This window comes from Deltaproteobacteria bacterium, from assembly GCA_026388415.1.
GTDB lineage: Bacteria > Desulfobacterota > Syntrophia > Syntrophales > JACQWR01 > JAPLJV01.
The window spans coordinates 44,326-70,161 of record JAPLJV010000017.1 but is presented as its reverse complement, the minus strand read 5'-3'; the positions used below and the strand labels follow the sequence as shown (position 1 = coordinate 70,161).

The window sequence follows — 25,836 nt, the reverse complement described above, 5'->3', positions numbered from 1 at the left end:
AAGACAACTATTGGATCCAATCTTTATCAAATGCTATTTTTGTCACTGTGGATTGTATCTGTTTGAAGGCCTGGATAGTCAGGAGTAATGCTCCTTATACCGATGCAATTGCTATTGCTCCCAATAAAGGAAATCATAAAAACGAAGATTATAAATGATGAGACTTTTTCCGACATTAGGACATCTTGCTAAGCCCCCCCGTGCTAACCTGATGGATATGATCTATCGTGAACTTGATTTGACCTTAAATATAAAAACAAATCTCTGTCAAGAAATAATTCCGAAGTGGTACAATTTATTTCCAATTGAAGGTGCGTATATTTATTTAAATCATCTTATGCTTGCTTTCAGGAAGTAACAAATGCGGCCATCACCTCCGGGATCCCCACCTATTTGTTTATAATCCCGGGTTGCTGCACCTATCCGTGGTACTAGGGTTAATCAACGTGTCCCTGGCTTTGTTGCCGCAGGTACGCCCCACTTGGCAATGATCCTGTCGTAGGTTCCGTCTGAAAGGATCGCCTTTAGTCCGTCGTTAAACTTCTTGAGCAAGAAATCCTGTTTACCCTTCATGACTGCCACACCTATAGGAATTTCCTGATACCCTCTGTCCGGCAAAGAGAACTTGCCGGGATACAGCTTTTGAGCCAGGACCGCACCAACCTGGGTATTGAGAGCGGCAGCGTATGCCTTTCCATTAAGAACCGCTTCCAGGGTAACCTGATAATCCTTGACGTCAGTGTAAACGGTAATCTTGGGGTAATTTTCCTTGATGTACCCGGCCAATGGTCCCTTCTGTGGGGTAGCCACGACTTTTCCTTCGAGCTCCTTCAGGTCGGAGCAAGGTGGATTGGAAGATTTCACAAAAAGGGCGCCGCCTGTTATGAGGTAGGGATCACTGAAGTCAAATGTTTTTTTGCGCTCCGGGTTAATCCCGAAAAATACCAAGCCGTCAACCCGCCCCTGAGCCAGCGCATCCTGCTCTTTGTCCTGGTCCTCACCGACAAAGACAACTTTGAGGTTTACCTTGGCAAGAGCCTCTGAAATTATGTCTATAGCCAACCCCTCCGACCTGTCGCCTTTGACGACGGCAAAAGGTTCAAAAGATTTGATGTGGGATAACCGAAAAGCATCCTTCTCAGGTTTCCCGGCCTGAGGCCATACAGGCCCGGCCATCAAAACCAACGCCAAAACCAACACCAAAACAGTCGGCCTCTTATACACTCTTCCTTTCATCATACGATTAACCTCCCTTGATAAGGCATTGTTTTTCGGCGCTGAAAGTTTAAGGCGGCTGTTTTTACTTGTCAAGGGATATTCTCTGGTGCCAAAAAGCAGGGGGTTGGCGATGTGGTTGGGCAAGGAAGGTGGATCGGTAACCTCTTTTTGGGAAGATCAGATCCATTTTTGGTCGAGTCACTCGGCAAGACGACATTTTTGAGCGCCATTCGGACAACCCTCACATGCTATGCCTCAGATTAGCTTCTCTGAGAAAGCAGCATCATTTATTTATTACGGGTTGAAATGAAGCATTTTCATCGATGTCGGCATTTTACTGATTACAGGAAGTTACAAATGCCCCCGATCATCCCCCCAAAATAGCATCTTTCAACCGCAACTAAACAATATACCGCAATTATAAAATTGGCAACTTTATTTGTATGGTTCCGCGTTACCCGGCTGGGCAAAAACCATTTTTTCAAAAATTGGTCTGCGTTGTTCGTGGTCTGTTGACCATAGACTGCCCCCCTTGGATAATTAGGGTACCCCGGGTCATTAATCACGGGTCTACCACCCCCATGGCTTTAAACAACTCAGTGCCGTAACTGCGATAATTGTAATTTTTGGTTTTAGCATCCTGCACCAATGCAGAAACTCCCTGATCATGCTGATTGGCCTGCCCCATGTAGGGAAAATAAATCTTTCTGTTTCTTTTTCGAATTCATTGCCACCTGCGTCGCATGAGATAGCACGTGTATGGTGGCAAAATCATCATTATTTCAAAGGAGGTGCATCATGTTGTATGTCGGTTCGTTTCATAATTACAAAGAGGAGGAGAACAGGAGTGCCCATTTCGTCTATTTTGCCGAGGCCGATGACCCGAACGGTGCCGTAGAAATTTTCAAGGCGGGCATCGCAAAGGTAGCCAACCAGCCAGATACAAGTATCCACGGTAAGATTTATCTCGAGTCGATTGTCGAGGTAGGTAGCGTGCCCCCTGGCGGTGCCATGGCTTTTCTTGCAGAGATCGACTACCAAGATCCCGGCTCGACAATAAGCTGTGTCTTGCCCGGCGACTCCTGTGGCCTCGAAAGTTACCGCTGGTCGGAAGGCGACAAGGAGCTAGATGACATGGCCCCGTTCCTGACCATTCCGGCGCCGGTTGGGCCGGTACATTTCACAAAAAAACGGCGGCGTTGAGAGCACAGAGATGTGTCCCGAAATATCATCATGCATCTACGCAATAAGATTAAGATGTTGCCCGATGTTCGATCGTTGGGCGGCAAAAATGAGGCGCGTTTTACACAGGATGGGAGATAAAAGTTTATTCGTTAATTTCGTTTAATTCGTTCACTATAAAAAATTAACACAGGGGAGAGGTTGTTATTTATTCATTTCTTTATTCGTTTATTTCGTATTAAAAAGAGAGAAAACCTTGTTGTCAATAGCCAAAGATCATTATCCCTGTGTAACGAAATAAACGAATTTAACGAACTATCTTTCCTCTGTGTAAATAACAACCGGTTCCCCTCCTGCCAGATATGGCGAAATCCTTACCGCAAGGGGAAACCTTGGCGCAGATCAAGAGCGCCCAACAACAATTAGGAGGCACAACCATGGAATATGATTTTGATATCAACGCATTCAACGCAAGCAAGACGTCAATGACTTCCGACCAACTCCAGTCTGTGGGCTATAGTTTGACAGTGATGGGGTTACAAATCCAGGATAAGGCCAGGAACTTACTCGAACCTTTTATAAGAACCGACACAGAGAACGCCATCGCCCTTTTTGCAGCCAAGTTACATGGCCTTGAGGAGCAGATCCATGAGGTAGCGGAAGTGTACGGTGTTTGGGGTTTCACCAAGGAGTGATAGCACACCAGCGAGCCCACGTCACATCGAGGGGCATTGCTAATGTTCCGATTTAACAAACCAAATTTTTTATTACTGCTCAGATTGAACGAATGATCCCATGACACTGACAGGTTCCAAATACCAAGGCTCAATATTTATACATTCTCCCATCACTGATACTCTTTGAGCGCAGGGCGATGCCCTCAATAATAAATGGGTCAAGATTCAATGAAATATTATGACGGTCTAAAATCAATGACCTCACGACGCATGCCCAGCTTCAGCCCGATGGTTGATCGTTGCGCCTTGGGGCATCGTGGCGAACTGTGTCCGGGTCATGGGGCAGGGGGCCTGGAATGTTGCTGCATTGCGTGCGGGGAGCTAAGCCCTCCGCCCTCAATTTGTCCACAACAAGCATTATATAATATCTCAATAATATTATATATTTTAATTAATTTTTTTGCTGTGACCACTGATAAGCCCTATGCCCCTCGGATGTGGATAAATGTGCAATATTATAGCACTAATTGTTGCGATAATGGTGCAGGAAGCTGATTCTTTTGGATAAATTACCAGTTGATAGAGCCCATCATGTAAATTTTCCAAAGTGGGGAGAGAATGGGGAGAAAATGGCGTACTCAAGGAAAAAGAGTGTAGTGATTAAATTCCCCTTGAGTATGTATCTTATTGAAGTTATTCTGGTGCCGGAGCCCGGAATCGAACCGGGATGCCCTTGCGAGCGGGGGATTTTGAGTCCCCTTTTTGGTTTTTCCTATAACTTCCTTTAATCACACAAACCCCTTGACATTCAAAGATATCTCATTTATCATCTTTCCTAAGGCATCACATTAAAACACCCTGTTTCAAGTAAAAAAGCGGGACTATAGCGGGACTGGATAACGGGGGATTTTTTAAAAAGGGGAAAATAGATCATGGCAAAATGGATCAAGACGAACTTTCCAGGAGTCCGTTTCCGAGAACATACCACCCGGAAAAATGGAGTCAAGCGCGATCAATATTTCACGATTCGTTATAAGTTGGCCGGGAAAGACCGCGAAGAGGGCCTTGGATGGGCTTCACAGAATTGGACGGCGGCAAAGGCATACGAGCGCTTGACGGAATTGAAGGAAAACAGAAAGGCCGGGGAAGGTCCGCAAACCCTGGCAGAGAAGCGGACTATAGAGGACACAAGGAAGGCGGCGGAAAAGACAGAGGCGGCGCGCCTTGAAAAAGAGTCCGTCACCTTCGGGCAGTATTTTGAAAACACCTATGCACCCACGTCTAAGGTTGGCCGGAATAAAAGCACGGCACGAAAAGACGACGAACATTTTAGAATCTGGATCAAGCCAGTTATCGGAAACATCCCTTTAAAGGACGTGAAGCCTTTTGCCATCGAGAAGATAAAAAAGAACGTCCTGAGCGCGGGGAAGGCACCGCGAACGCTTCAATATATTTTTGCCACCATACGGCAAGCCTGGAACATGGCGCGACGTGACGGGCTTGTAATGGGCGATTCACCCACAAAACAAGTGAAGGTTCCGAAAGTGGACAATAAAAGAGTCCGTTTCCTGAGCCACGAGGAAGCTGAGGCACTTTTAAAAGCATTACAGGACAAAAACGCCTTGACGCATGACCTGGCCTTGTTAAGCCTTCAAACAGGTTTGCGCATGGGCGAAATGGCAAAATTGAAATGGAGCCACATTGACCTTGACCGGGGGCTTATAACCGTAATGGATCCTAAAGGCGTAGAGGGCCGGGCCGCGTTTATGACCGTGAGAGTCAAGGCCATGCTTGAGGCCATGAAGCGCGGGGGGCCGGACGATTATATCTTTACCAAAATGAGCGGCGGGCAATTACAGGACGCACCACGGGAATTTTCCGAAGTTGTGGCGGACCTGGGCCTAAACAATGGCATTACGGACAGGCGGCAAAGAGTTTTCTTCCATACTTGCCGACACACTTTTGCATCCTGGCACGTTTCGGCGGGAACGGATCTTTACACAGTCAAAGAGCTTATGGGCCATTCAGTAATTGCCATGACGGAAAGGTACGCGCACTTATCAAAAGGGACCTTGCACAATGCCACAATGAACCTTGAGAGGGCCATTGACAGCGCCGGACAGAAAAAGGCCGAAGAGGACGCCGGGCAGGTTGTGAACTTCACGAAATAGAAACACCTTGTATTATACTTTTATTTGGTATAGGATAAAATCATGACATGGACAGTGACGGAAAAGGCGGGGCTGTATAAGCGAGTCAGGAATCTACCTGAAAATGTCCAGAACCTTCTTATTGCCCTGAAAAAGGATATGGAAGCCAACGGGCCTATTCGCGGAGACTGGCCGAATTTCAGCGCCCTTTCCGGCGCCCGTTATCACTGTCATTTAAAGAAAGGCCGCCCCACGTATGTGGCGATATGGGAAATAACAGACAAAGAAATTAAATTGATTGAGGTGACATATGCAGGCACACACGAAAAAGCACCCTACTGAAACCGCTGAACTTAGATTCATCGGGCCGATTGTGAACATAGCGCGGGCCATTGAAAGCCTGAAGCCGTTGGGATTCGTGGACACATCAGATTCTGTCCCCTGGCGCGATGCTTACCCTGAATGTTCGGAGGCGCAGCTTATCGGTAAGGCGTTGGCCGGGGCACGATACAGGGAAGGACTGACGCAGATGAAACTTGCCGAACTGACCGGCATCCCTCAGCGCCATATTTCTGAAATGGAGAACGGCAAGCGCCCCATTGGTAAGGAAATGGCGAAGCGCCTGGGGAAGGCACTGAATATCGGTTACAAGGTGTTTTTGTAGAAAAATAAGGGGATAGGCTGACGGGCCGAAAGCCGGGGACCCTACCCGGTTTCCCCTTAAACCATAGGGACCGCTAAGGGGGCGGCAATGACAAAATATATTTCCGGAAAGAACCTTTTAATCCACTTAGACATTAAACCCTTTGAATTATTTCATTATGTCAAAGAAGGGCATCAACCTCTTGATAAACTCGGGAGGCCGATCCCACCACCGGATATTTCTACCAAATTAGAACGCCTAAAAAGGCTATGCAAGGAACTGGATTACATGCCATGGCCGGCGTTGCCTTCATCGATCGAAAAGATGGAACAGCTTCGCAAAAGAAATCCCGCATTAATATTTGGAGCATACGAAACAAGAGAACGCTTGGGGCCACGTCGTGATTTTCTGTTGAAGGAGATCGAAACACTGAAGGAAGACTTGGACAGTATCACGAATATACACTCTTGGGCGGCTTATGAACTTCCTGATGATGAAGAATCAGCGCAGTGGGTTATTGATCATCTGAAAGAGGCTTTATTTGAGACAGAGCCGGAGGTTGAGAAAGATCCCCAAAAGGAAGATCTGTTGCCGCAAAAGAAGGAAACATCCGGCAATTTCTTCACTAGAGAGGGCGATGTATGGCATATCGGGTTTGAAGGCAAGGACACACGGGTAAAACACAAGAGCGGGCTTCGGTATATCGCCTTTCTGCTTGAAAAGCCCCAGGGGTCGATTTCATGCATTAACCTTTACCAAGCAGCGAACAAGGCAGAGGCCAATCCCATGTCAGAAGATCGTGCAATAGCAGAAGGATTGAACAAACCGACACGGACAAAAAATTCTGGCAGCATCAATGACAGCAAAGCTCGATCGGCACTCTGGACACGATACCAGAAGCTGCAGGGAGAGCAAGCCGAGAACGAACGCGATGGGGTTGACCCCATAATCCAGGCTGAAATTAAAAAAGAAAAGGACGCCCTAGAAAAAGAAATGAGACAGAGAACATTTCAGGATTCTATTCATGGCAAAGCCCAAAACAACATTTCGAGAGCCATTGACCGTGCCTTTGACGCCATGAATAGTGCAAACATGAAAGAACTTTCACGATTTCTCAATGACCATATCAAACCAGATGGGAAATACGGCTATATCTACACCGGGCCACCCTGGATAATTTCACAGTAAAACATAAAAAATTCCAATATTACTGAAAGCCATTGCATCATGTTGAATGTAATGGCTTTTTCTTTACATCTTCCGTCCATCTTCCATGTTTCTTCCATCCAGCGGAAGATGCCTTCCGTTGAAAGTCCGACTAACCTTCAAAAGGGAACACAAAACAACCCTTAAACACTAACGGGAGGTAACGACGATGAATGACATTACTAAACCACTGGCTGCTCTGGGGGAGAAATGGCGGGCTCCCATAGTCGCCAGAACTGAAATTCGAGAATTTTCGGGCGGCGCACTGAGTGAGAAATACATGGCCAACTTGGATTCGTCAGGAATGGGTCCGGCAGGTCGGTTCCGGTGCGGTCGAAAGATCTGCTACCCCGTCGATTCATTGATCCAATGGATGGCGGATCGATCCCGGACCATAGGAGCTCAAGCATGACACCCAACGAGGAGCTTCACAGAAAAGCCTTACTTCACGACCAGGCGGCGGAACTTCTCCGGCAAGACGCTTTAGACCACGAAGCCAAAGCGAAACGACTACGGGAAGAGGCGGCGCTTGATGAATCTCATTGACTGGATGTACCTAAAAAATATGCTGCGCCGTCTGGAAAGAAAAATAGGAAAGGTTTTTGATATTACCCTTTCACGTCGCATTGATGCCGTCCGTTATCTCCTGGAGTCCGCAGATGACTGAACCCTTAATTCATCTACCCTCTGACTTTTGCTTGATATGTGGCGCCGCACCGGATGTGACAGGGATTTTTATGCCCGATACACCTGAGAAATGGGGCGGGATCAAAGGCAAGTCGCGCTTGATCCGTTACTGCTTGTGTCAATCCTGTCATGCAAAACCATCAACACCCGAACGAGCAGAGAAAATAATACATTGCGAGCTACAACAGCGGAGCGTTAACCATGGGAAATAACCTTTTGAGTGCTGCCCTAAATTATGCCGAAAAATTCAACCTCAGTGTGATTCCCATAAAGCCGGATAAAAAACCTTTCCTGCCCTGGACCGAATTTCAAACACGCCGGGCCTCTTCAGAGGAAATCAAAAAGTGGTGGGGTCAATGGCCGTCTGCGATGGTAGGGATCTGCACCGGCGAAGTCTCTGGAATATTTGTTGTCGATTGCGACACTCAAGAGGGATATGAAGCCGTTCAAAAGCTGTTACCTGAAAGCCTGCTTATGCCCACGGCCCGGACGCCACGGGGCGGCTGGCACCTATATTTCCGATGGATGGAAGATTACAAGCTGACTGTCGGGGCCGGTGTACTGCCTGGAGTTGATTTTCGAGGGCAAGGTGGGTACATCATAGCCCCCCCTTCTACCAATGCCGAGGGCAAGGCCTATGCATGGCAAGACGGCCTTCCCCTGGACGTTGAACTGCCGAGCATGCCGGGTGCGCTCTCAAGCGCACTTAATAATAATAAGGTACATTATAGAGGGGGTGTAGACAGTTCTGTAGACAGTGACGATTTTTTCACCGTCGGACGCCGTGACGAAGACCTTTTTTCGATTGCAAATGCACTGGTCAGAGGCAACCTTCCCGAGAAAATAATCAAGCAAGCACTTGATATTATAGCATCAAACTGTAAGCCCCCCTTTCCATCCAGTGAGGCGGAAGAGAAAATCCGGTCTGCTATGGTAAGAGCCGAACGCAGGGACCGGACCCTTTCCACCGACGTCCGGGAGTGGGTACTGTCTACAAGTGGCACCTTTTTGTCTACAGACGTTTACCAGTGTCTACAACTGTCCACACGGGACGAAAAGAAGAATGTTTCCATCATTCTGAAGCGGATGTGCGATGAAGGCGAAATAGAAAGAAGCGGCAACAAAAACGGACAGTTCCGCAGACTTGACAACGAAATTGAACCTCTGGACTGGAAAAACGCCGATATATCCCCTCTTCCCCTCCGCTGGCCGTTCGGGATCGAGCACCTTGTTTCGGTCTATCCCGGAAACATTGCCGTCATTGCCGGTGCTCCGAACGCCGGTAAAACCTCCTTCATCCTGAATTTCATCAAACTGAATCAGCAGAATCATGCCGTTCATCTTTTTAGCTCCGAAGGCGGCCCGGAAGAGTTGAACATGAGAATATCAAAATTCGACCTGCCCCTGAGTGATTGGACCTTCAAAGCATGGGATCGGTCTGGCGACTTTGCCGACGTTATCAGGCCCGATGCAATCAATGTTGTCGATTACCTGGAACTACATGACGACTTTTTCAAGGTTGGGGGGATGCTCAAAGCGATTTCTGACCGCCTCAAAAATGGATTCTGCCTGATTGCCTTGCAGAAAAACAGCGGGCGCGACGAAGGTCTTGGCGGTGCCCGCGGCCTTGAAAAGCCTCGCCTTTACCTCGCAATGGACAACGGGCGATTGAAGATCGTCAAGGGGAAGTCATGGGCAAACCGGGTAAACAACCCCAATGGTCAGTCCATCAACTTCAAGCTGGCAGACGGTTGTAAGTTTATAACTGAATCGAAATGGACGCGAGAAAGCTAAGAAGGAGGTTTCTAAAATGGAAAAAGTCCAAATAGGCCGAGCACGTCTGGCCAGGGAGCGCGGGATCATAATCCTGGACACACCGGGCGGAGATTATGAGATTGACCTGAACGAATGCCGGACACCGGCAGAGATTGCAGACTGGAAAAGGCACCTTTCAAAGAAAGTTTGGTGGCCGGATGTTCGGGATGACTTCGCAGCAATCCTGGCACTTGAAGCCGGTCGACAAGACGGGCATCGTGCCAACTAAAGTATTTAGAAAGTTAAGCGGGGGTTTAGTAAATGCCAAACGGCAAAATCGATAAACTCAAATTATCTCAGCTTCTTCGCTCCGGGAAATCGGGTAAAGAATGCGCTAAACTATTTTCCGTGACCGCAGGCGCCATCAGCCAGGCCCGAAAGGAACTGAACATTGCCGTTGTCAAGTCCGTGGCCCTTGAAAATGCCCACCACGTCGTTGAGAAGAACCTGAATGCAGTGGACCAGCTCCAGAAGATCAACGGCTATGCAAATGAACTCCTGGACCTTCTCATGCGCTGGAATCGTGGTGACAAAGAGGCCCTGCAGATCCTGGAATCTCAGGTCAAGAAGGTCCGGATCCGGGGGACTGAAGAGGATGTCAAGGAATACAAATTCAAGGACCCCCGGGAACTGGCCCTGAAGGCTATGGCTGAAATCAGAGGCCAACTCTCGTTACAGCTTGATATTTTCAAGACCCTTTACGATGTTGAGGCCATAGCAGAATTTCAGCGGGAAGTGTTAAACGCGATTGGAGAGGCAGACAAGGATGTTAGAGACCGTATCATCAACAGACTCAAAGAAAGAAAGGCTCTTCGCGGGTCTGTTACAATCAATTGACCTGAAGTTTGGGGAGAGTGGCGCGGTTCCTTCTTTTTCCGAATGGGCTCAGACCATCATCCTTGACGGGCGGCCGTTCACATTCGAGCGCCATGAATATCTGATCGATCCCTACCGGGACGACCATCCGCACCAGGTTGAAATGAAAGCCGCGCAGCTTGGTCTCACGTCAAAGGCCATGCTTCGGGTGGCATACAGGGCACGCTACGCGGGATATCGGGGTATTCTCTATCTATTCCCGTCAAAGTCTGACGTCACGGACTTTGCCAAGGGGCGGATTGATCCGCTCATTGACGACAATCCGGACACGATCGGGCAATGGATCCGCGATACCGATTCGGCCAGCGTCAAAAGGATTTGGAACTGTTTCCTTTATCTTCGGGGCATGAAGGCCCGCGTCGGTCTGAAGTCAGTGCCGGCGGATTTCATTGTGTTTGACGAACTCGACGAAGCGCCTCAGAATGCCATTGATATGGCCATGGAGCGCATGGGGCATAGCGATTTTAAGGAAGTGCTCAAGCTCTCAAACCCTACCTTGCCGGACTACGGTATTGATAAGGCATTCCAGGAGACGGATCAAAGATATTGGCTCCTGAAGTGTCCTTCCTGCGGCTCCTGGACGTGCCTGGAAGAAACTTTCCCTTCTTGCCTTGTGGAAGTCAATGGGCGGGTGATCCGTGCCTGTGTGAAATGCTCCGCAGAACTGAACCCGTCAATTGGTCAGTGGGTTGCAAAGCGGCCAAACATAACCGACAAGCGCGGCTATCATTACAGCCAGCTTTTTTCTCATTTCGTTGATCCGCGGGAGATCCTCCATCAGTTAAGAACGACAAACAACTTGACTGATTTCTACAATTTGAAAATAGGGATTGCCTATGTAGAAGCCACAAACCGGCTCACAGTCGAAGAGGTTCTTGCTCTATGCGGAAATGACGGGATTGCAAGCAGTGATCCCGGTCCCTGTTCGATGGGGGTTGATCAGGGGAAGGATCTTCATGTTGTGATCGGCAAGAGGAACGGAGACAAGGCCGGGAAAATCGTTCACCTGGGGATTTACAAGGACTGGAATGAACTTGATCGGCTCATGAAGGTCTTTCATGTCTCCCGGTGTGTCGTGGATGCGCTTCCGGAAACCAGGAATGCCCGGGCCTTTGCAGAACGGCACCAAGGGCGCGTTTTTCTGAACTACTATAACGAGCATCAAAGGGGCTCCTATGCCTGGGATGAAAAGAAACTGCTTGTCTCCTGCAACCGGACAGAATCCCTGGACGCATCCCATAAAGAAATAATGGATAGCGCGGTTGTGCTGCCAAAGGACTGTGAGGTGACGCGGGCCTTCGCCGGACATCTTCACAACGTGGCCAAGCGGTTGGAAGAGGACGAAGAAACCGGGTCAAAGCGTTACGTTTACGTGAAACTTGGGCCGGATCATTTCCGGCATGCCTTTAATTATGAGGCCATGGCGCGGTTGACACTTTCAAAAATGCTCTTCCCGGAATTCGGGGATGAAAATTTAGTCTAAGGAGGTTTGTATGGCCGGAAATTATGAAATGCTTCTCGATGAACACAAGATACACCCGCACCTTTATTGCGTGGATCTGAGAGGGAAGAGAGAGAGGACAGTTAGTATCCGGATAGGGGTCTCCTGGCCGCAGCCGGACAAGCCAGGTTATTACGTCCTTGTTGCTCAGCTTGAACCGACAGCGGAGGACCGTAACATGAAGCGGGCCCGTTTCCTTGCCTTTGAGGAAGGGGAGTCTGCAATTCTGCATACCTTTTTCGAGAAGATTGAAAAGGTGTGCGGACGGAAGAGGGTTAATGAAATATGCCATGGCGACGACGAGGGGGAGCTTAGCTTCTCCCGTATGCTAAGCGAACACCTGAAGGACAACGGAAAGAATTTCCCGAATATCCCGACTGTCTGGAAGTCATACCGCTGCAAGGATACCAATTTCCTGATTCAGCTCGTCAGGAACTTCATCGCTAATCATAACCTGCTCTTTTTCAATAACAGTGACAACAGGACCCCGCTGCTATTGGGAAAAGTCCGGAATGCTGGCCCCGAAACGGATATTTTGAAGATCCCCGAGCTCAAGGCCCTGGCTTATGTCATGGATGATTTTGATTGTAATCCTTGGAAGGCGCCTGAACCGAAGAAGAAAGAAGAAAAGCGGGTGCCGTGGGCATTCTGAGCAATGGCAGGAGACCGTTGAAATTGCACCAGACGGCTTACGCTTTGCCGAGTGTACGCTGTTATCTCCCCTTTGGGGATAGGGTTTGGTAGGTCCCGGGGAAGATTTCGCGCCCTGGGGGAGATTTGAAGGGATCTGAGGCCTTCCATGGATACAGAGAAACGTTATTCAGAGATCAAACAGCGAATCTCGGCAATCCATAAACAAATTGAGAAGCAGGGTAAAGAAATCGACCTGTTCTTGAAGATAGTGCGGGGTGCCGTTTTATATTTTGCGGTTCCGGTACTCGTTCTCAGCATCTTAGCCACCATTGCCAAAGCGTTATGGCGATAGCGATAATAGACAGCGCCGCCGACCATTTGGCGATCATGAGCATCTTGTCTGTTTGTTTTACAAGTGTTTCGGTTTCTTTTACCAGCGTCTCGGTCATTGTGAGCATTTCGTCTTCACGTTCTCTTTTGCGGCGCTCTAAGTCGCATATGCCGTCACAATACTCATCGCACCCGGGGCGGAGAGCGTAGGTTCTTTTAATTGCGTCATCGTGTGAGAGTTTGGGAAAATCTATGTTGCCCATAAGAGGAACCCTCATGGAGGAAAAAACAATGATTGAGTTTGTTACTTCTTGGGAAGTTGATTAACGACCCTCTCAACAGCATCAAGTTTCCGGAGAAGCTCCTCCACATTGCTTGAGAGCCTGCGCATGGCCTCATAATGCTCGTATTGTTCTGTATCCTTTGGATGAAGATCGCGCAACTTGAAAAAGATATTTGACGCAACAAACATAGTTCAATCCTTTCTTTGATGAAGGGCTTTCAGTAATTGACCATGGCAGCCCTCAGTTAAGGGTTATTTCTTGGGTTTGATATGACCGTGCTCTTTCAGCCATTCAATTATGATCATCTCGCATTCTTGCGACAGGGTCCTATAACCCTCGTCAGCGAGTTTTTGAAGGAGTTGCTTGATTTCTACCGATGTACGAAAGCCGATATATTCATCTTTTGCCATGTTTCTTTTTTTCATAAATGCATGTCCTTTGCAATGATAAATAATGTTTGACACTGTATATCATAAGTGCTATCAGCTAACAAAACAACTCTTCGAAACCATAGGCCCATGAAAACTATAACAGCAATAAGAACCCTTGAGTTTCTTTCAGCCGTGAGGCTGGAAGCTGGTCCTATGGCCAGGGAGAAAGCTCAGGGGTTTTTTGTTTATGGAGGTGTGAAGATGAAAAAGGAAACAGAAATGGTTAATGATGTCATGGAATGTTTATTGGATACAATAGAGAAAATCGAAAAAAACCGACGGAAATTAAGCGTGATTAAGGATCATTTCTTCATACCGCCGGGCTGCGACGGTTGGCATGAACCTGAATATCCGGTATTATTTGTAATGGGAGTGGATACGATACTGGGCGAAATCCTTCAAGAAAGTACAGATGCAAGTGACGCCCTCTCGGGTGTGCTTAGGCGCCTTGAATCAAATGTAAAGACGGTGGAGGTGACGGCATGAAAAAGGGAAAAGCAATTGAGCAGAGCGAAAAAGTCGAGGTCGATGTCACGGACAATCTAAATAGGTGTGCGTGGAAGCTTCAGGGAGTGGCCGGGTTGTTTTTTGCCCACGACGACGGAGGAAAGGATCTATCCCGCGATGAGGTGAACGGGATTTCTTTCCTTCTCGAACAGATCGCCGGCGACATCCTGGCGAACACGGAAAACCTTTAGGAGGTGATAGCATGAGCGGGAAAGTTGAAAAAACCGAGGGGCTTTTTAATGAAATATCGGATGAAACCAAAGGTGAACTTGAATCAGCATTATTTCAGCTTCATGGGCTTGCGGGCCTTTTACAAGCGGCTGCTGGAGATTACGATAGCATAATATTAGACGTTACTAATCCACTTGAAACCCTGGCAGATATTATCAGGGAAAAAACCGCTTTTTGCCTTAAAGCTTTGGGTAGTATTTAAACGCGCCAACCAGGGGCCGGAAACAATACCCCACGGATAGGCGCCGGCGCCATCAGATGAAACGACCGGGTAGCACTGAAAAGCTGCCCGGTTTTCATTTACCCGTTAATGGTCGGAAAAGCATCATGATTTTCCTTGACAGGCCCGATAGATAAGCCTACGTTTCGTACGTTGCTTCTACACTTGCACCTCTTCTCACCTCTCTTCTGTTACCTAAAACCCCATACTCGTAGGGGTATGCCGTGTAAAACGTGTGACTTGTCGGTTCAAGTCCGACCGTGGGAGTGCTGTAAGAGAGATAGGTACGCATCAACGGATGAACTAAAAAAAGGCGATCCCCTGGCTATCATGGCCGGGGTTTTTTATGGCCTAAAATTAAAAAAGCGGGACAGGAGCGGGACAAAATGACCGATAAAAGAAAAAGGGGAGGGGCTTTCAGACTGCTTGTGAAACCGCAAGTATTCGTTTTTCTTCTGGTGCCGGAGCCCGGAATCGAACCGGGATGCCCGTGCGAGCGGGGGATTTTGAGTCCCCTGCGTCTACCTGTTTCACCACTCCGGCACGGGGCGGATTATATAGAGGGAGCGCTAAATGTCAAGAAAATTCTGTTGACAAGGCTGGAAGCTCTGTGTTAAGGGGCGCACAAATTCGGAACACAAGCGAACTGGGGTTGTAGCTCAGCTGGGAGAGCGCTTGAATGGCATTCAAGAGGTCACGAGTTCGATCCTCGTCAGCTCCACCAAGTGAATGAACGGGTTAACGGATAACGCTAACCCGTTTTTGTTATTTATGTTATAATCGTCAAAATAGTTCAGAAGTCAGGAAGGGTTGAAGGAAAAAGTTATTATGAACAGCAATGAGAAAAAAGTCAGGAATATCGGTATCAGCGCCCACATAGATTCGGGTAAAACCACCCTTACGGAGCGCATCCTCTTTTACACCAAGCGCATCCATGCCATTCACGATGTCAAGGGCAAGGATGGCGTCGGCGCCACCATGGATTCCATGGAACTGGAGAAGGAACGTGGCATTACCATTGCTTCGGCGGCCACCTTTTGTGAATGGTTAGGCCATGAAATCAACATCATTGATACACCCGGTCACGTTGACTTCACGATCGAGGTGGAGCGGTCCCTGCGGGTGCTGGACGGAGCGATCCTGGTTTTATGTTCAGTGGGCGGCGTACAATCACAGTCAATTACCGTTGATCAGCAGATGAAGAGGTACAAGGTTCCCTGCATCGCTTTCATCAATAAATGCGACCGCAGCGGGGCCAATCCCGAACGGGTCATCGCGCAGCTCCGGTCCAAGCTGGGGCACAATGCCATTGCTTTGCAGTTGCCGATTGGTCTGGAGACCGACTTTACCGGGGTGGTTGATCTCGTAGCGCTCAAGGCCTATTACTTTGACGGGGAAAACGGTGAGAGGGTTCGCATTGAGGCCGTCCCGGAGGCCATGATGGCCGAGGCAAAGGCCAAAAGAGAAGAATTAATTGACACGGTCTCCCTTTATTCGGATGAACTTACCGAGGCCATCCTGGCGGAGGAAGAAATAACCGTGGCAATGATCCTTACTGCAGTGCGCAACGGGACGCTGGCGCGCAAGCTTACCCCGGTGCTGCTGGGCTCTGCTTACAAGAACAAAGGCGTGCAGCCGCTATTGGATATGGTCAACCTGTTGCTTCCCTGCCCTTCCGATGTGGAGAATGTGGCCTTGGACAGGGACAACAATGAAGCGCAGGTAGTCCTGGCCAGTGACTCCGATAAGCCGCTGGTAGCCCTCGCCTTTAAGCTGGAAGACGGGCAATACGGGCAGCTTACCTACATCCGCGTTTACCAGGGGCACCTGGCTAAAGGCGCCACGATCATCAACTCCCGCACCGGCAAGAAGGTCAAGATCGGCCGCTTAGCGCGGATGCATGCCGATCAGATGGAAGAGATTGATGCCATTCCCGCCGGTTACATCGGCGCTCTTTTTGGCATTGAATGTGCGTCCGGAGATACCTTTCTCTCGCCGGAAGTGAACTATACCATGACCTCCATGTTTGTTCCCAAGCCCGTTATTTCGCTCGCCATTGTTCCCAAGGACAACAAGTCGGAGACCAACATGTCCAAGGCCTTGAACCGGTTTACCAAAGAAGACCCCACGTTTCGCAGTTATGTAGACGGGGAAACGAATGAGACCATCATTGAAGGCATGGGCGAGTTGCATCTGGAGGTTTACGTGGAGCGCATGCGCCGTGAATACGGGGCCGAGGTAACCACCGGCAATCCTCGCGTGGCCTATCGGGAAACCATCACCCAGCGGGCGGAATTTAACTATACGCACAAGAAACAAACCGGCGGTTCCGGCCAGTACGGCCGCGTGGCCGGCTACCTCGAACCTACCTCCGAGGCGGATTTCGTTTTTGAAAATAAGGTTTATGGCGGTTCCATTCCCACCCAGTTTATTGCGGCCTGTGAGAAGGGCTTCCGGCAGTGCCTGGCCAAGGGGCCGAAACTCGAATTTCCCGTGACGGGGATCAAGGTTGTCATTAACGATGGGGCATCGCACGCCGTTGATTCATCCGATATTGCCTTCCAGCAGGCGGCGCGCGGTGGCTTTCGCGAAGGCTACATGAAGGCCAAGCCGGTTGTCCAGGAACCGATCATGAAGGTCGTGGTGGAAACGCCGACGGAGTTCCAGGGCGCTGCCATGGGGCTGTTGAATCAAAGGCGCGGGATGATCGTGGGCGCCCAGGACGAAGGCGTCATGACGGTCGTCGAAGCACAGATTCCTCTGGCGGAAATGTTCGGATTTTCCACCATTTTGAGATCAGCTACGCAGGGTAAGGCCCAGTTTACCATGGAGTTTGATCATTACCGGCTGGTTCCCCAGTCCATTGCGGAAAAGATTGCCGAAGAGGTTGCGGCCCGGAAGAAAAGCGCCGCTTAACAATAACCATAGGAGTAGCCGTATGCTGAAGAATAATCTGATGCTTTTGAGTCCTTTCCGGGTAATGGGATATGATAGCGAGAACATCATCCCGGAAGGAGGATTGGGCGCCGTGGCAGCTCAGGTCGGCGTAGGGAAAACGGCCCTTTTGGTGCAATTGGCCCTGAACGCCATGATGAGAGACCAGAAGGTCCTCCACATCAGCCTGCAAGATCCGGTAAATAAAGTAAGCCTCTGGTATCATGAGCTATTTAATAACATTGCCCAGCAGGCGCAGGTGGCCGAAAGCGCGGAGACCTGGGAGGCGATCCTGCCCAACCGCTTCATCATGACCTTCAAGGTGGAGGGTTTCAACTTCCCGAAGCTGAAAGAAAGATTAACCGATCTGATGGTGCAGAATATTTTTGTGCCCCAGATTATCATCATTGATGGTTTGAAGTTTGACGAAGACGTGCGGGAGACTATTGTCGCCCTGCAGGCTATGGCGAAAAGACATGCGATGCGTCTCTGGTTCACCATCCACGTGCATGGGTATGAAGAATTGACCATAGATGAAATGCCGGCCGGCCTGTTGCCCTTGGCGGATCTGTTTGATGTCATTTTTAAGCTGCAGCCGGAGAAAGGGGAGATCTGCATCAAACCCCTGAGATCCGAGGCAACGGGGTCGCCAGCGCTTTTCCTTGATGCGGCAACCATGCTCATTAAAGACCCCGATAGAGGGCCCAAAAAGCTGTAGATCAAGGTGAGGTGGCTGCACAGGGTGCCCGGAGGGTGAATGCCGATTTACGAATATCTGGCCCTGGATAATGGGGGCAGTAAAATAAAAGGCGTTGTAGATGCTGCCTCCGCAGTCGCCGCCCGGCAGAAATTGCGGGATAGCAGCATTTACCCGGTCGAACTTAATGAAACGGAGAGCAAGGGCAGGGGGAAATCTGCCCCATCTGGCAGGAGCGGGCTTTTTGGCAAGGTCCGGTTAAAAGATATCTCCATCATGACCCGCCAATTATCTACCCTGCTGAGCGCGGGATTGCCCCTCGTGCCATCGCTTACCACCCTTGTTTCCCAGACTACGCATCCCCAACTGAAAAAAACCCTGGCCAGGATCAAGGAAGAGGTCAACGAGGGCAATAGCCTTGCTGCCGGCATGTCTCTGTTTCCGCAAATCTTTTCTCCTTTTTACATCAACATGGTGAAGGCCGGCGAGGCTTCGGGGATGATAAATCTGGTCCTCGAAAGATTGGCCGATTTCAATGAAAGTCAGCAGGCGCTAAGATCAAAAATCAGGGCTGCCCTGGCTTACCCCCTGATCATGTTTTTGATCGGCGCCCTGGTAATCTTTTTTCTGGTCACATTCGTCGTACCCAATATTACCCAGATATTTGAAGAGATGCATCAGACTCTGCCGCTGGTTACCATAGTGCTCATTGCCGTCAGCAGTTTCCTGAAATCTTTCTGGTGGCTCCTGGCCGGACTCGTCGGGATCGCCTTTTTCACTGTTCAATATACGCTGTTGAGGACAGAAAAAGGTAAGTATCTCTGGGATAAAATCAAGTTCAAGGCACCTGTTATTGGGATTCTGAATCAGAAGATTGCGGTGGCCAGGTTCAGCCGCACCCTGGGCACCTTGCTGCAAAGCGGTGTGCCGCTCTTGACGTCATTGGAAATTGTGGCTAATGTGGTAAACAATCGCCTCATGGCCGATGCCATCAGGCAGGCTGCCAAGGATGTGGAGGAGGGGCAGAGTTTATCTCTACCTTTAAGGAAAAACAAGCTTTTCCCGCCGCTGGCGAGCGAGATGATCGCTGTGGGCGAGCAAAGCGGCACCGTGGAAATAATGCTGCAACGGATTGCTGACGCCTTTGAAACGGAGACGTCGGCCAGCATCATGACCATGACCTCGCTTTTGGAACCGCTGATGATCCTGGTAATGGGATTTATGGTTGGTTTTATCGTAATTTCGGTGCTTTTGCCTATCTTTGAGATGAACCAGTTGGTAAAATAACGATGACCGGCAATATTTGTAACCCATAGGAGAGGGGAAATGGCAGCAAAAAGCAGCAGGAACGAGCGCGGTTTTACCCTGATTGAGCTGATGGTGGTCATTGTGATCCTGGGTATCCTGGCCGGCCTCATCATTCCCAGAATCATGGGGCGGCCTGATGAGGCGCGCGCCGCCAAGGCCCGGATGCAGATTGAAAGCCTGGAAACGGCTCTGAAACTTTATAAGCTCGATAACGGCAATTATCCCACCACCGAGCAGGGCTTGCAGGCTTTGGTACAGGCGCCGGCCGCAGGCGGGCTGGCCAAAAACTGGCGGCAGGGCGGTTATCTGGAGAAGGGCAAGGTTCCCAAAGACCCCTGGGATAGCGATTTTGTCTATATCTCGCCCGGCGTGCATGGTGATTTTGATCTCAGTTGCCTGGGCGCCGACAGTGAAGCGGGGGGAGAGGGCAAAAACAAGGACATCAACAACTGGGAAGTAGATTGAACCGGCACGGCTACACCCTGATAGAATTAGCCTTGGTCGTTTTCCTGCTGGGGTTGATGCTTTTTCTGGCCGCGCCCAGGGTCCGCGACGGTTTGATTAACGACGCGCTTTCAACCTCGGTGCGCAGGACAATCGGCGTCGTGCGGGGATTGCGGGCTGATGCCGTGCGGGAACAACTTGATTATGTCCTGCAATTGGACTTGCAAAACAATGCCTTCTGGACTTACAGCCTGGATATGACCCCGGAAAAGCGACAGGAAAGAAAAAAGTCAGCTTATTATTTACCTGCGGGCGTTAAAATTGCCGATATTGACCAGCCCGGTCTCGGGAAAAAAACGGATGGCGATGCCACGGTAAAATTCTATAAACAAGGCCACATCCAACCGACAGTTATTCATCTGGCCAGGGATAACCGTTACGCTACCATCGTGCTGGCACCTTTTTTGGCCACCATCAAGACATACGAGAAATATGTCGAATTCACCCCCGAGGGTGACGAGAAACAATAAAGTTGCCCTTTTTCTGTATTTCTTTTCTGTATTTCTCTTGACAAATTGGATTAGTTCTATTATGTAGCTACTTGATTGTGCCGGAAGAGAGAAATCGCGCTCATTTGATCTTCCCGGAGGGAGAAGTCGTATCTGCCCCTGTTGCTGTTTGCCGCACCCTAAATCAATGTGCCTTGAGTTAAGTATATATTGAGAGACGTTATGACCGACATTCCCCGGATGATAGTGGTAGAACCAGCGGCTGAGCAAAGTAAGCACCGGGCCGCCGGTATCTTCGTGCGCAAAGAGAAGCAGCCCGACATCGCTGCCATCAAAGAACGCCTGATAGAGATTCGCCGCGCAACGCGGGATAACCATGCTGAATTGCTGGCTCTCCTGCAAGGGACCCTGAGCCGATACGGCAAGGTGATGGTGACCACGGCGGGTGATGCCAAGGAAGCCGCCTCTCACATCAGGAGTATTGCCGCCGGGATAAATATTGTTTCCCTGAACAAATCGAATGTCGTGGTCAATGAACTCCGACCGGAGCTGGAGAAGGCTGGTTTCACGAGCTACCTCCGCTATTTCCGAGAGTTTCAGCATTTTGAAGCAGGGACATTTCAGAAACAGGTGCAAGACTACTGGTCACTGCCGGGCGTGCATGGCCGGGGACTGGTGGAATCTTTTGCAGCGCAGCAAACAATCGGTACTGGTCACGCCAGAGCGGCTCGTAATTATCTGGCGATCCTCGGTGTCAATGCCATCTCAGCCGATGATGGCGCCGTTTTCTTCCTGCAGCACATGTCGAATATCTCCAAAGACCTGGAACAGGCGCAAAAGGTGGTCTTGATTGTCAGTCTGGAGAAGATCCTGAAGGATAGCGAGGAGGCGCTTTTTCATACGCGGTGCATGGGCATCTTTGGCCTCGAGAGCATCCTTCTGGACCTTATGCCCCGGGAGGCGGAAAAATTTGATTTTGACAGCCTGCCGGTTCTCCCGGACAACCCTGATCTGGAGCTGCATGTAATTATCTTTGATAACGGACGCAGTCGGATCCTGGAAAATGTTTACAAGGATCTCTTCCTCTGCATTGATTGCCGGGCCTGTGCCCGTCAGTGCCCCATTGGGCAGCAACTGGCCATGGAAGAGGGCATGGTTTACAGTCCGAAAAATTACCTCTGGGGATTCCTCAATGGGTGGCTGCCTGCCGTGGATGCATGCCTGCATTGCGGTAGATGCGAGGTGGAATGCCCGGTGGATATTGACATCCCGACGCTGATCTGGAAGTCACAGTTCGAACATTACGCCAGACATGCGCGGAGTATAAAGAAAAGGATGCTCGACGACCCGGAGCTCCTTGCTAAGTTGGGTTCACTGTCCGCTCCCTTGTCGAACCGGCTGACGAACCTGGCCATTACCAAGTTCTTCATGCAGCTTTTCACCGGGGTGCACCGCGATGCCCATTTACCGACTTTTCACCGCATAACATTTAAAGACTGGTTCAAAGGAAGCAGGAGTGGCCAATAAGATAATCTACTTTACGGGATGTTTTTCCAATTATTACAGCCCGGCGATGGGCAAAGCCCTCGTTCACGTTATGGAGAAAAACGGCTTTGAGGTCATCGTGCCGGACCAGAAATGCTGCGGCATGCCGATGATGGCTAACGGCAACCTGGCAGGAGCCAGCAAGAATTACAATTACATCGTCAAATCCCTCAAGGAGGCTGCATTCCCCGATTCCGACATCGTTACTACCTGCCCGAGCTGCAACATGATGCTGCGTAAAGAAGGCCTGCCTTTTTTTGACAGCGAAGAGGCGCGTTTCGTGGCTGACCATATTTACGACGCCGGCGAATATCTCTGGCGGCTGCACGGTGAGGGAAGGCTGAATACGGATTTTAACGCCATGCCTTTAAAGGTTTTTTACCACAATCCCTGCCATCTGAAAGTGCAGAACATTATTGATGCGCCCGTGCGGCTCTTGCAGTTGATACCCGGCCTGACCATAGTGAAGACCAACATCAATTGCTGCGGCATGGGAGGTTCATACGGTATGAAGAAGGTAAATTTTGCCCGTTCCACAGCAATCGCGGGCAAGGTTTGGGAAGAGGCCAAAGCCTCCGGCGCTGAAATTGCGGTGACGGAATGCGGGGGCTGCGGTTTGCAGATTGAGGCTGGTACGGGGATGAAGGTTGTCCATCCCATGGAGCTTTTGAGTCGGGCCTACCAAGGTTCATCCAAATAATACTTCTAAAGAATGGAGGAAAAAGAATGGCAGAAGACAAAATGTCAACAGCGGAAAGTCTCAGGTCAACAAGGACATATGGACAGGTAAGGTGCCATAATCCGAGTTGCACCGCCAGAATAACCCCGCCGCCCGGGCAAAAAGTGGTCAAGTGCGAGCTGTGCGGTTCTGAGTGGCGCATATTCTGGGTCAATGCAGGTTTGCCCCGCATACAAGGCCCCGTATGGGAGACGAGCCAGAAGCTGGCGCAGGAGATCCTGGCAAAGGGACCTAAAAAGAAGAAGAAGGAGGAAAAATAACATGGCTTTAGACAGAAAATTAGCTGTAGTAGACCTGACGACAGGTGTAATCGAAAAAAAGGTTATTCCCCTGGCGGTCAGAAAAGCTTTCCTTGGCGGCAGAGGGCTTGCCTCATATTTACTGTATAAATATGCAAAGCCGGGTTGCGACCCCTTAGGCCCTGACAACGTGGTAATATTCAGTGCCGGCGTCTTAGGCGGAACTTTGGCATCGGCGCCTGCCAGAACGGATGTCATGTGTAAAAACCCCCTCACCAATCTGCTGGGAAGTGGCAATATGGGAGGCTTCTTCGCTCCGGAGCTGCGGTGGGCTGGATTTGATCATATCGTGGTGAAGGGCAAAGCTGCCAAGCCCGTCTATCTATGGGTGCACAACGGTGAGATAGAGATCAAAGACGCGAAAAACCTCTGGGGAAAATCGGTTACGGAAGCCCAGTGGGCGGTACGGGAAGAGTTAGGCGATCCCGATATCAAGTGCGCTGTATGCGGTGTGGCCGGCGAGAACCTCGTCAGATACGCCAATGTCATGACGGGCATCAAAAACGCTAACGGACGAGGCGGAGGCGGTTGCGTAATGGGCTCGAAGAAGCTGAAACTCGTGGCGGCCCGTGGTACCATGGACATCAAGATCGCCCATCCCAAAGAGGCACTGGAATTCGACAAGCGGTTCATTGAACAGATCGCGAGTGCGAAAGTTAACCAGACCCAGGGTGCATTGGGAACGCCTTTCATCTGGGGGGCGACAAACTCCTGGGGTGGCATCAGAACAAATAATTTCCAGTACAACCAGCTCCTCTACGCCGACGATGTCGAGCCGGAACACGTGGATGAGGTTTCCAAGGAAACAGTCGGCGAGCACAACATGACGGCCTGTTTCGGTTGTCAGGTACATTGCCGGGCAAAATACAAGATTCCCCACAGCGCGCTGGCGGAGAAATTCGGCGTGGTAGGAAAGTACGAAGAAGGTCCGGAATACACATCTCAAGGCGCTTTCTGCGGCGAACCCGGATGCACGAAACTCGAAACGCTTCTGATCGGTAACCACCTGGTGGATCAGTTCGGCGTGGATAACCTCGAGATTGGCAGCCTCATCTCCTGGGCCATGGAGCTCTACGAAGAAGGTATCCTCACCAGCAAGGACACCGGCGGGCTTGACTTGCGCTTCGGCAACGATGAAGCCCTGCTCGAGATGGTTCATCATATCTGCAAGAGAGACACCCCGTTAGGCGACCTGCTGGCCGAAGGCGGCATCAGGGCGTCCGAGAAGATCGGCAAGAATTCATTCAAATACCTTATTCATGTCAAGGGCATGAGCAATCTTCATTCCGATGAAAGGGCAACACCGGGGCTGGCATTAAACATCGCTACGGCGTCCAGGGGTTCCGACCACCTCCGGAGCCGTCCGGCCATTGACCTTTACCATCTCCCCCAGGACGTCATGAGGAAGATATACGGCAGTCCGATTCCCTACGACGGACCATTAAGCTCGGATCACCGGGAGTATATCGGCAAACCGTGGCAGGTGTTCTGGCACGAAAACTGTTATATGGGCGTGGATTGTCTCGGCATCTGCAAGTATCACACAACATTCCTGGGTGCGACCTTGCCGAATTTCGAAGACTGGTCCAAGGTGCTGTATTACAACACCGGGCTGGAAATGACGCCTGCGGATATCTGGTATGTAGCCGAACGGTGCAATATGATTGAGAAACTGTTCAATATCCGGGAAGGATACAAGAAGGACGATCCCCACAAGGGCGACGTTCTCGCCGACCGGTATCACGATGAACCGGCCCGGCGCGGGGCGCCTGACGTAATAGGCTCAGTCATTGAAAGGGACAAATTCCTGAAGATGAGAGCGGAGTTTTATCAGCATAAGGGATGCGATGAAAACGGCATACCCAAACCTGAGACGCTCAAGCGGCTTGGTCTCGACAACTTTGACAAGGAGCCCTCAAGAATATAGGAGGCCAGAGAATATAGGAGGAATTGAATGGAAACAAAAGTTCTCATGATCAATCATGAAAAATGCACGGGCTGCAGAAGATGCGAGCTCGTATGTTCAGTGTGGCACGACGGCGTGTCAAATCCCGCCAGGTCACGTATAAAAGTGGAAAAATGGGAATGGGAAGGTCTCTATATACCAATGGCCTGCCGGCAGTGCGTGGACGCTCCCTGCCTGAACGTCTGCCCCGTGAAAGCGATTTCCCGGGACGAGGAATTGGGCAAGGTACACATTGACCATGACCTCTGCATCGTCTGCCGCTCCTGTGTGGCTGTGTGTCCCTTCGGCGCCATGAACTTCAATCCCTGGGATAAAAAGGTCTTCAAGTGCGACCTTTGCGACGGTGACCCCCAGTGCGTGAGGTTCTGCGATGTAAAAGCGGTTGATTTCGTTGAGCCGGCAAAAGAAAGCCTCGTGAAGAAGAGAGACGCGGCGTTTAAGATATCGGAAGCCAAAAAACTTGGCGATACAATACGGTATGAGGGATAATTAGCCAGTACCAATAAATAATCCCGGCGGTTTATTACCCAAGTGACTGGGCAATAAACCGCCGGGACTCCAACCATCAGGGAAACCGTTTTTTTGATCTACCGTCTACTCCTCTACCGGCCAGTCCGGGCCAGCGATTTAACCCAGCCGCACATCTAAGACTTGATGTACTCTGTGCCTTGTTTACCGAACCAATCAACTGGGTTTACCTGAGCTACCGCTTACGGATGTTACGTCAATATCTGGTGAATGTCAGATTTTTATTAAACACGCTTAAGTCGTGCAAATACAAGTCATCGGTTTCGATAGGCGGGC

30 protein-coding genes and 2 tRNA genes are annotated in these 25,836 nt (G+C 50.0%); 27 read left to right on the top strand and 5 right to left on the bottom strand.

The window, feature by feature from the left end; genetic code table 11:
- Positions 1-441: 441 nt before the first annotated feature.
- Positions 442-1,239 carry a transporter substrate-binding domain-containing protein gene (locus NT140_04725; protein ID MCX5831180.1) on the bottom strand — a complete coding sequence of 266 codons (798 nt, stop codon included), beginning with the start codon at positions 1,237-1,239 and terminating at the stop codon, positions 442-444.
- Positions 1,240-2,016: 777 nt separating this feature from the next.
- Between NT140_04725 and NT140_04720 the strand changes: the two genes are divergently transcribed.
- The 13 genes from NT140_04720 to NT140_04660 all read left to right on the top strand — a co-directional run bounded on the left by NT140_04720 (position 2,017) and on the right by NT140_04660 (position 12,607).
- The gene (locus NT140_04720) at positions 2,017-2,421 is read left to right on the top strand and encodes a hypothetical protein (GenBank protein ID MCX5831179.1); all 405 of its coding nucleotides are present in this window, start codon (positions 2,017-2,019) and stop codon (positions 2,419-2,421) included.
- A gap of 371 nt (positions 2,422-2,792) precedes the next feature.
- Entirely contained in the window at positions 2,793-3,095 is a 303-nt protein-coding gene (locus NT140_04715) for a hypothetical protein (protein ID MCX5831178.1), read from the top strand.
- Between the two features lie 914 nt (positions 3,096-4,009).
- On the top strand, positions 4,010-5,248 hold the full coding sequence (locus NT140_04710; protein ID MCX5831177.1) for a tyrosine-type recombinase/integrase: 1,239 nt from the start codon (positions 4,010-4,012) through the stop codon (positions 5,246-5,248).
- 42 nt (positions 5,249-5,290) lie between these two features.
- Positions 5,291-5,569, top strand: a complete 279-nt coding sequence (locus NT140_04705; GenBank protein MCX5831176.1) for a cytotoxic translational repressor of toxin-antitoxin stability system — start codon at positions 5,291-5,293, stop codon at positions 5,567-5,569.
- A complete protein-coding gene (locus NT140_04700) occupies positions 5,538-5,891 on the top strand; it encodes a helix-turn-helix transcriptional regulator (GenBank protein ID MCX5831175.1) in 354 nt (117 codons plus the stop codon). Before NT140_04705 ends, NT140_04700 begins: the two co-directional genes overlap by 32 nt.
- Positions 5,892-5,978: 87 nt before the next feature.
- Complete coding sequence (locus NT140_04695) at positions 5,979-7,058, top strand: hypothetical protein (GenBank protein MCX5831174.1); 1,080 nt, start codon at positions 5,979-5,981, stop codon at positions 7,056-7,058.
- Positions 7,059-7,484: 426 nt separating this feature from the next.
- Positions 7,485-7,622, top strand: coding sequence for a hypothetical protein (locus NT140_04690; protein ID MCX5831173.1), 138 nt, complete (start codon positions 7,485-7,487; stop codon positions 7,620-7,622).
- On the top strand, positions 7,609-7,743 hold the full coding sequence (locus NT140_04685; GenBank protein ID MCX5831172.1) for a hypothetical protein: 135 nt from the start codon (positions 7,609-7,611) through the stop codon (positions 7,741-7,743). The genes NT140_04690 and NT140_04685 overlap by 14 nt, the downstream gene beginning before the upstream one ends.
- Positions 7,744-7,964: 221 nt before the next feature.
- Positions 7,965-9,557 carry a bifunctional DNA primase/polymerase gene (locus tag NT140_04680; protein MCX5831171.1) on the top strand — a complete coding sequence of 531 codons (1,593 nt, stop codon included), beginning with the start codon at positions 7,965-7,967 and terminating at the stop codon, positions 9,555-9,557.
- Between the two features lie 16 nt (positions 9,558-9,573).
- Entirely contained in the window at positions 9,574-9,807 is a 234-nt protein-coding gene (locus NT140_04675; GenBank protein MCX5831170.1) for a hypothetical protein, read from the top strand.
- 32 nt (positions 9,808-9,839) lie between these two features.
- Positions 9,840-10,415, top strand: coding sequence for a hypothetical protein (locus tag NT140_04670; protein ID MCX5831169.1), 576 nt, complete (start codon positions 9,840-9,842; stop codon positions 10,413-10,415).
- Positions 10,345-11,937, top strand: coding sequence for a phage terminase large subunit family protein (locus NT140_04665; protein MCX5831168.1), 1,593 nt, complete (start codon positions 10,345-10,347; stop codon positions 11,935-11,937). The genes NT140_04670 and NT140_04665 overlap by 71 nt, the downstream gene beginning before the upstream one ends.
- 10 nt (positions 11,938-11,947) lie before the next feature.
- Positions 11,948-12,607: a hypothetical protein gene (locus NT140_04660; GenBank protein ID MCX5831167.1), complete on the top strand. Its 660-nt coding sequence runs from the start codon at positions 11,948-11,950 to the stop codon at positions 12,605-12,607.
- A gap of 292 nt (positions 12,608-12,899) precedes the next feature.
- Here NT140_04660 and NT140_04655 read toward each other — a convergent pair whose 3' ends face one another.
- From NT140_04655 to NT140_04645, 3 genes are all read right to left on the bottom strand, one after another.
- On the bottom strand, positions 12,900-13,181 hold the full coding sequence (locus NT140_04655; GenBank protein ID MCX5831166.1) for a hypothetical protein: 282 nt from the start codon (positions 13,179-13,181) through the stop codon (positions 12,900-12,902).
- 41 nt (positions 13,182-13,222) lie between these two features.
- Positions 13,223-13,390, bottom strand: a complete 168-nt coding sequence (locus tag NT140_04650; GenBank protein MCX5831165.1) for a hypothetical protein — start codon at positions 13,388-13,390, stop codon at positions 13,223-13,225.
- 63 nt (positions 13,391-13,453) lie between these two features.
- Positions 13,454-13,627 (bottom strand): hypothetical protein, encoded by a 174-nt coding sequence (locus tag NT140_04645; protein ID MCX5831164.1) that lies wholly within the window; start codon positions 13,625-13,627, stop codon positions 13,454-13,456.
- Between the two features lie 93 nt (positions 13,628-13,720).
- On the opposite strand from NT140_04645, the gene NT140_04640 reads away from it, so the two are divergent.
- The 3 genes from NT140_04640 to NT140_04630 are packed head-to-tail and all read left to right on the top strand — an operon-like array spanning position 13,721 to position 14,573.
- Positions 13,721-14,119, top strand: a complete 399-nt coding sequence (locus NT140_04640) for a hypothetical protein (protein ID MCX5831163.1) — start codon at positions 13,721-13,723, stop codon at positions 14,117-14,119.
- Entirely contained in the window at positions 14,116-14,331 is a 216-nt protein-coding gene (locus tag NT140_04635) for a hypothetical protein (GenBank protein ID MCX5831162.1), read from the top strand. The genes NT140_04640 and NT140_04635 overlap by 4 nt, the downstream gene beginning before the upstream one ends.
- A gap of 11 nt (positions 14,332-14,342) precedes the next feature.
- Positions 14,343-14,573: a hypothetical protein gene (locus NT140_04630; protein MCX5831161.1), complete on the top strand. Its 231-nt coding sequence runs from the start codon at positions 14,343-14,345 to the stop codon at positions 14,571-14,573.
- Between the two features lie 474 nt (positions 14,574-15,047).
- Here NT140_04630 and NT140_04625 read toward each other — a convergent pair.
- Positions 15,048-15,134 (bottom strand) — tRNA-Leu (locus tag NT140_04625).
- Positions 15,135-15,239: 105 nt separating this feature from the next.
- On the opposite strand from NT140_04625, the gene NT140_04620 reads away from it, so the two are divergent.
- The 11 genes from NT140_04620 (at position 15,240) to NT140_04570 (ending at position 25,521) form a co-directional block, all read left to right on the top strand.
- Positions 15,240-15,315, top strand: a tRNA-Ala gene (locus NT140_04620).
- Between the two features lie 104 nt (positions 15,316-15,419).
- On the top strand, positions 15,420-17,507 hold the full coding sequence (fusA, locus tag NT140_04615) for an elongation factor G (protein MCX5831160.1): 2,088 nt from the start codon (positions 15,420-15,422) through the stop codon (positions 17,505-17,507).
- Between the two features lie 22 nt (positions 17,508-17,529).
- Complete coding sequence (locus tag NT140_04610) at positions 17,530-18,243, top strand: AAA family ATPase (GenBank protein ID MCX5831159.1); 714 nt, start codon at positions 17,530-17,532, stop codon at positions 18,241-18,243.
- 39 nt (positions 18,244-18,282) lie between these two features.
- Positions 18,283-19,509, top strand: coding sequence for a type II secretion system inner membrane protein GspF (gene gspF / locus NT140_04605; GenBank protein MCX5831158.1), 1,227 nt, complete (start codon positions 18,283-18,285; stop codon positions 19,507-19,509).
- 39 nt (positions 19,510-19,548) lie between these two features.
- Positions 19,549-19,995 (top strand): type II secretion system major pseudopilin GspG, encoded by a 447-nt coding sequence (gene gspG, locus NT140_04600; protein ID MCX5831157.1) that lies wholly within the window; start codon positions 19,549-19,551, stop codon positions 19,993-19,995.
- Positions 19,992-20,504 (top strand): prepilin-type N-terminal cleavage/methylation domain-containing protein, encoded by a 513-nt coding sequence (locus tag NT140_04595; GenBank protein MCX5831156.1) that lies wholly within the window; start codon positions 19,992-19,994, stop codon positions 20,502-20,504. Before gspG ends, NT140_04595 begins: the two co-directional genes overlap by 4 nt.
- A gap of 201 nt (positions 20,505-20,705) precedes the next feature.
- Positions 20,706-22,010: a 4Fe-4S dicluster domain-containing protein gene (locus tag NT140_04590; protein MCX5831155.1), complete on the top strand. Its 1,305-nt coding sequence runs from the start codon at positions 20,706-20,708 to the stop codon at positions 22,008-22,010.
- Positions 22,000-22,728, top strand: a complete 729-nt coding sequence (locus NT140_04585) for a heterodisulfide reductase-related iron-sulfur binding cluster (GenBank protein MCX5831154.1) — start codon at positions 22,000-22,002, stop codon at positions 22,726-22,728. Before NT140_04590 ends, NT140_04585 begins: the two co-directional genes overlap by 11 nt.
- 26 nt (positions 22,729-22,754) lie before the next feature.
- Positions 22,755-23,027, top strand: a complete 273-nt coding sequence (locus tag NT140_04580; GenBank protein MCX5831153.1) for a hypothetical protein — start codon at positions 22,755-22,757, stop codon at positions 23,025-23,027.
- 1 nt (position 23,028) lies between these two features.
- On the top strand, positions 23,029-24,993 hold the full coding sequence (locus NT140_04575; protein MCX5831152.1) for an aldehyde ferredoxin oxidoreductase: 1,965 nt from the start codon (positions 23,029-23,031) through the stop codon (positions 24,991-24,993).
- Positions 24,994-25,020: 27 nt separating this feature from the next.
- On the top strand, positions 25,021-25,521 hold the full coding sequence (locus NT140_04570; GenBank protein ID MCX5831151.1) for a 4Fe-4S dicluster domain-containing protein: 501 nt from the start codon (positions 25,021-25,023) through the stop codon (positions 25,519-25,521).
- Positions 25,522-25,836 lie beyond the last annotated feature (315 nt).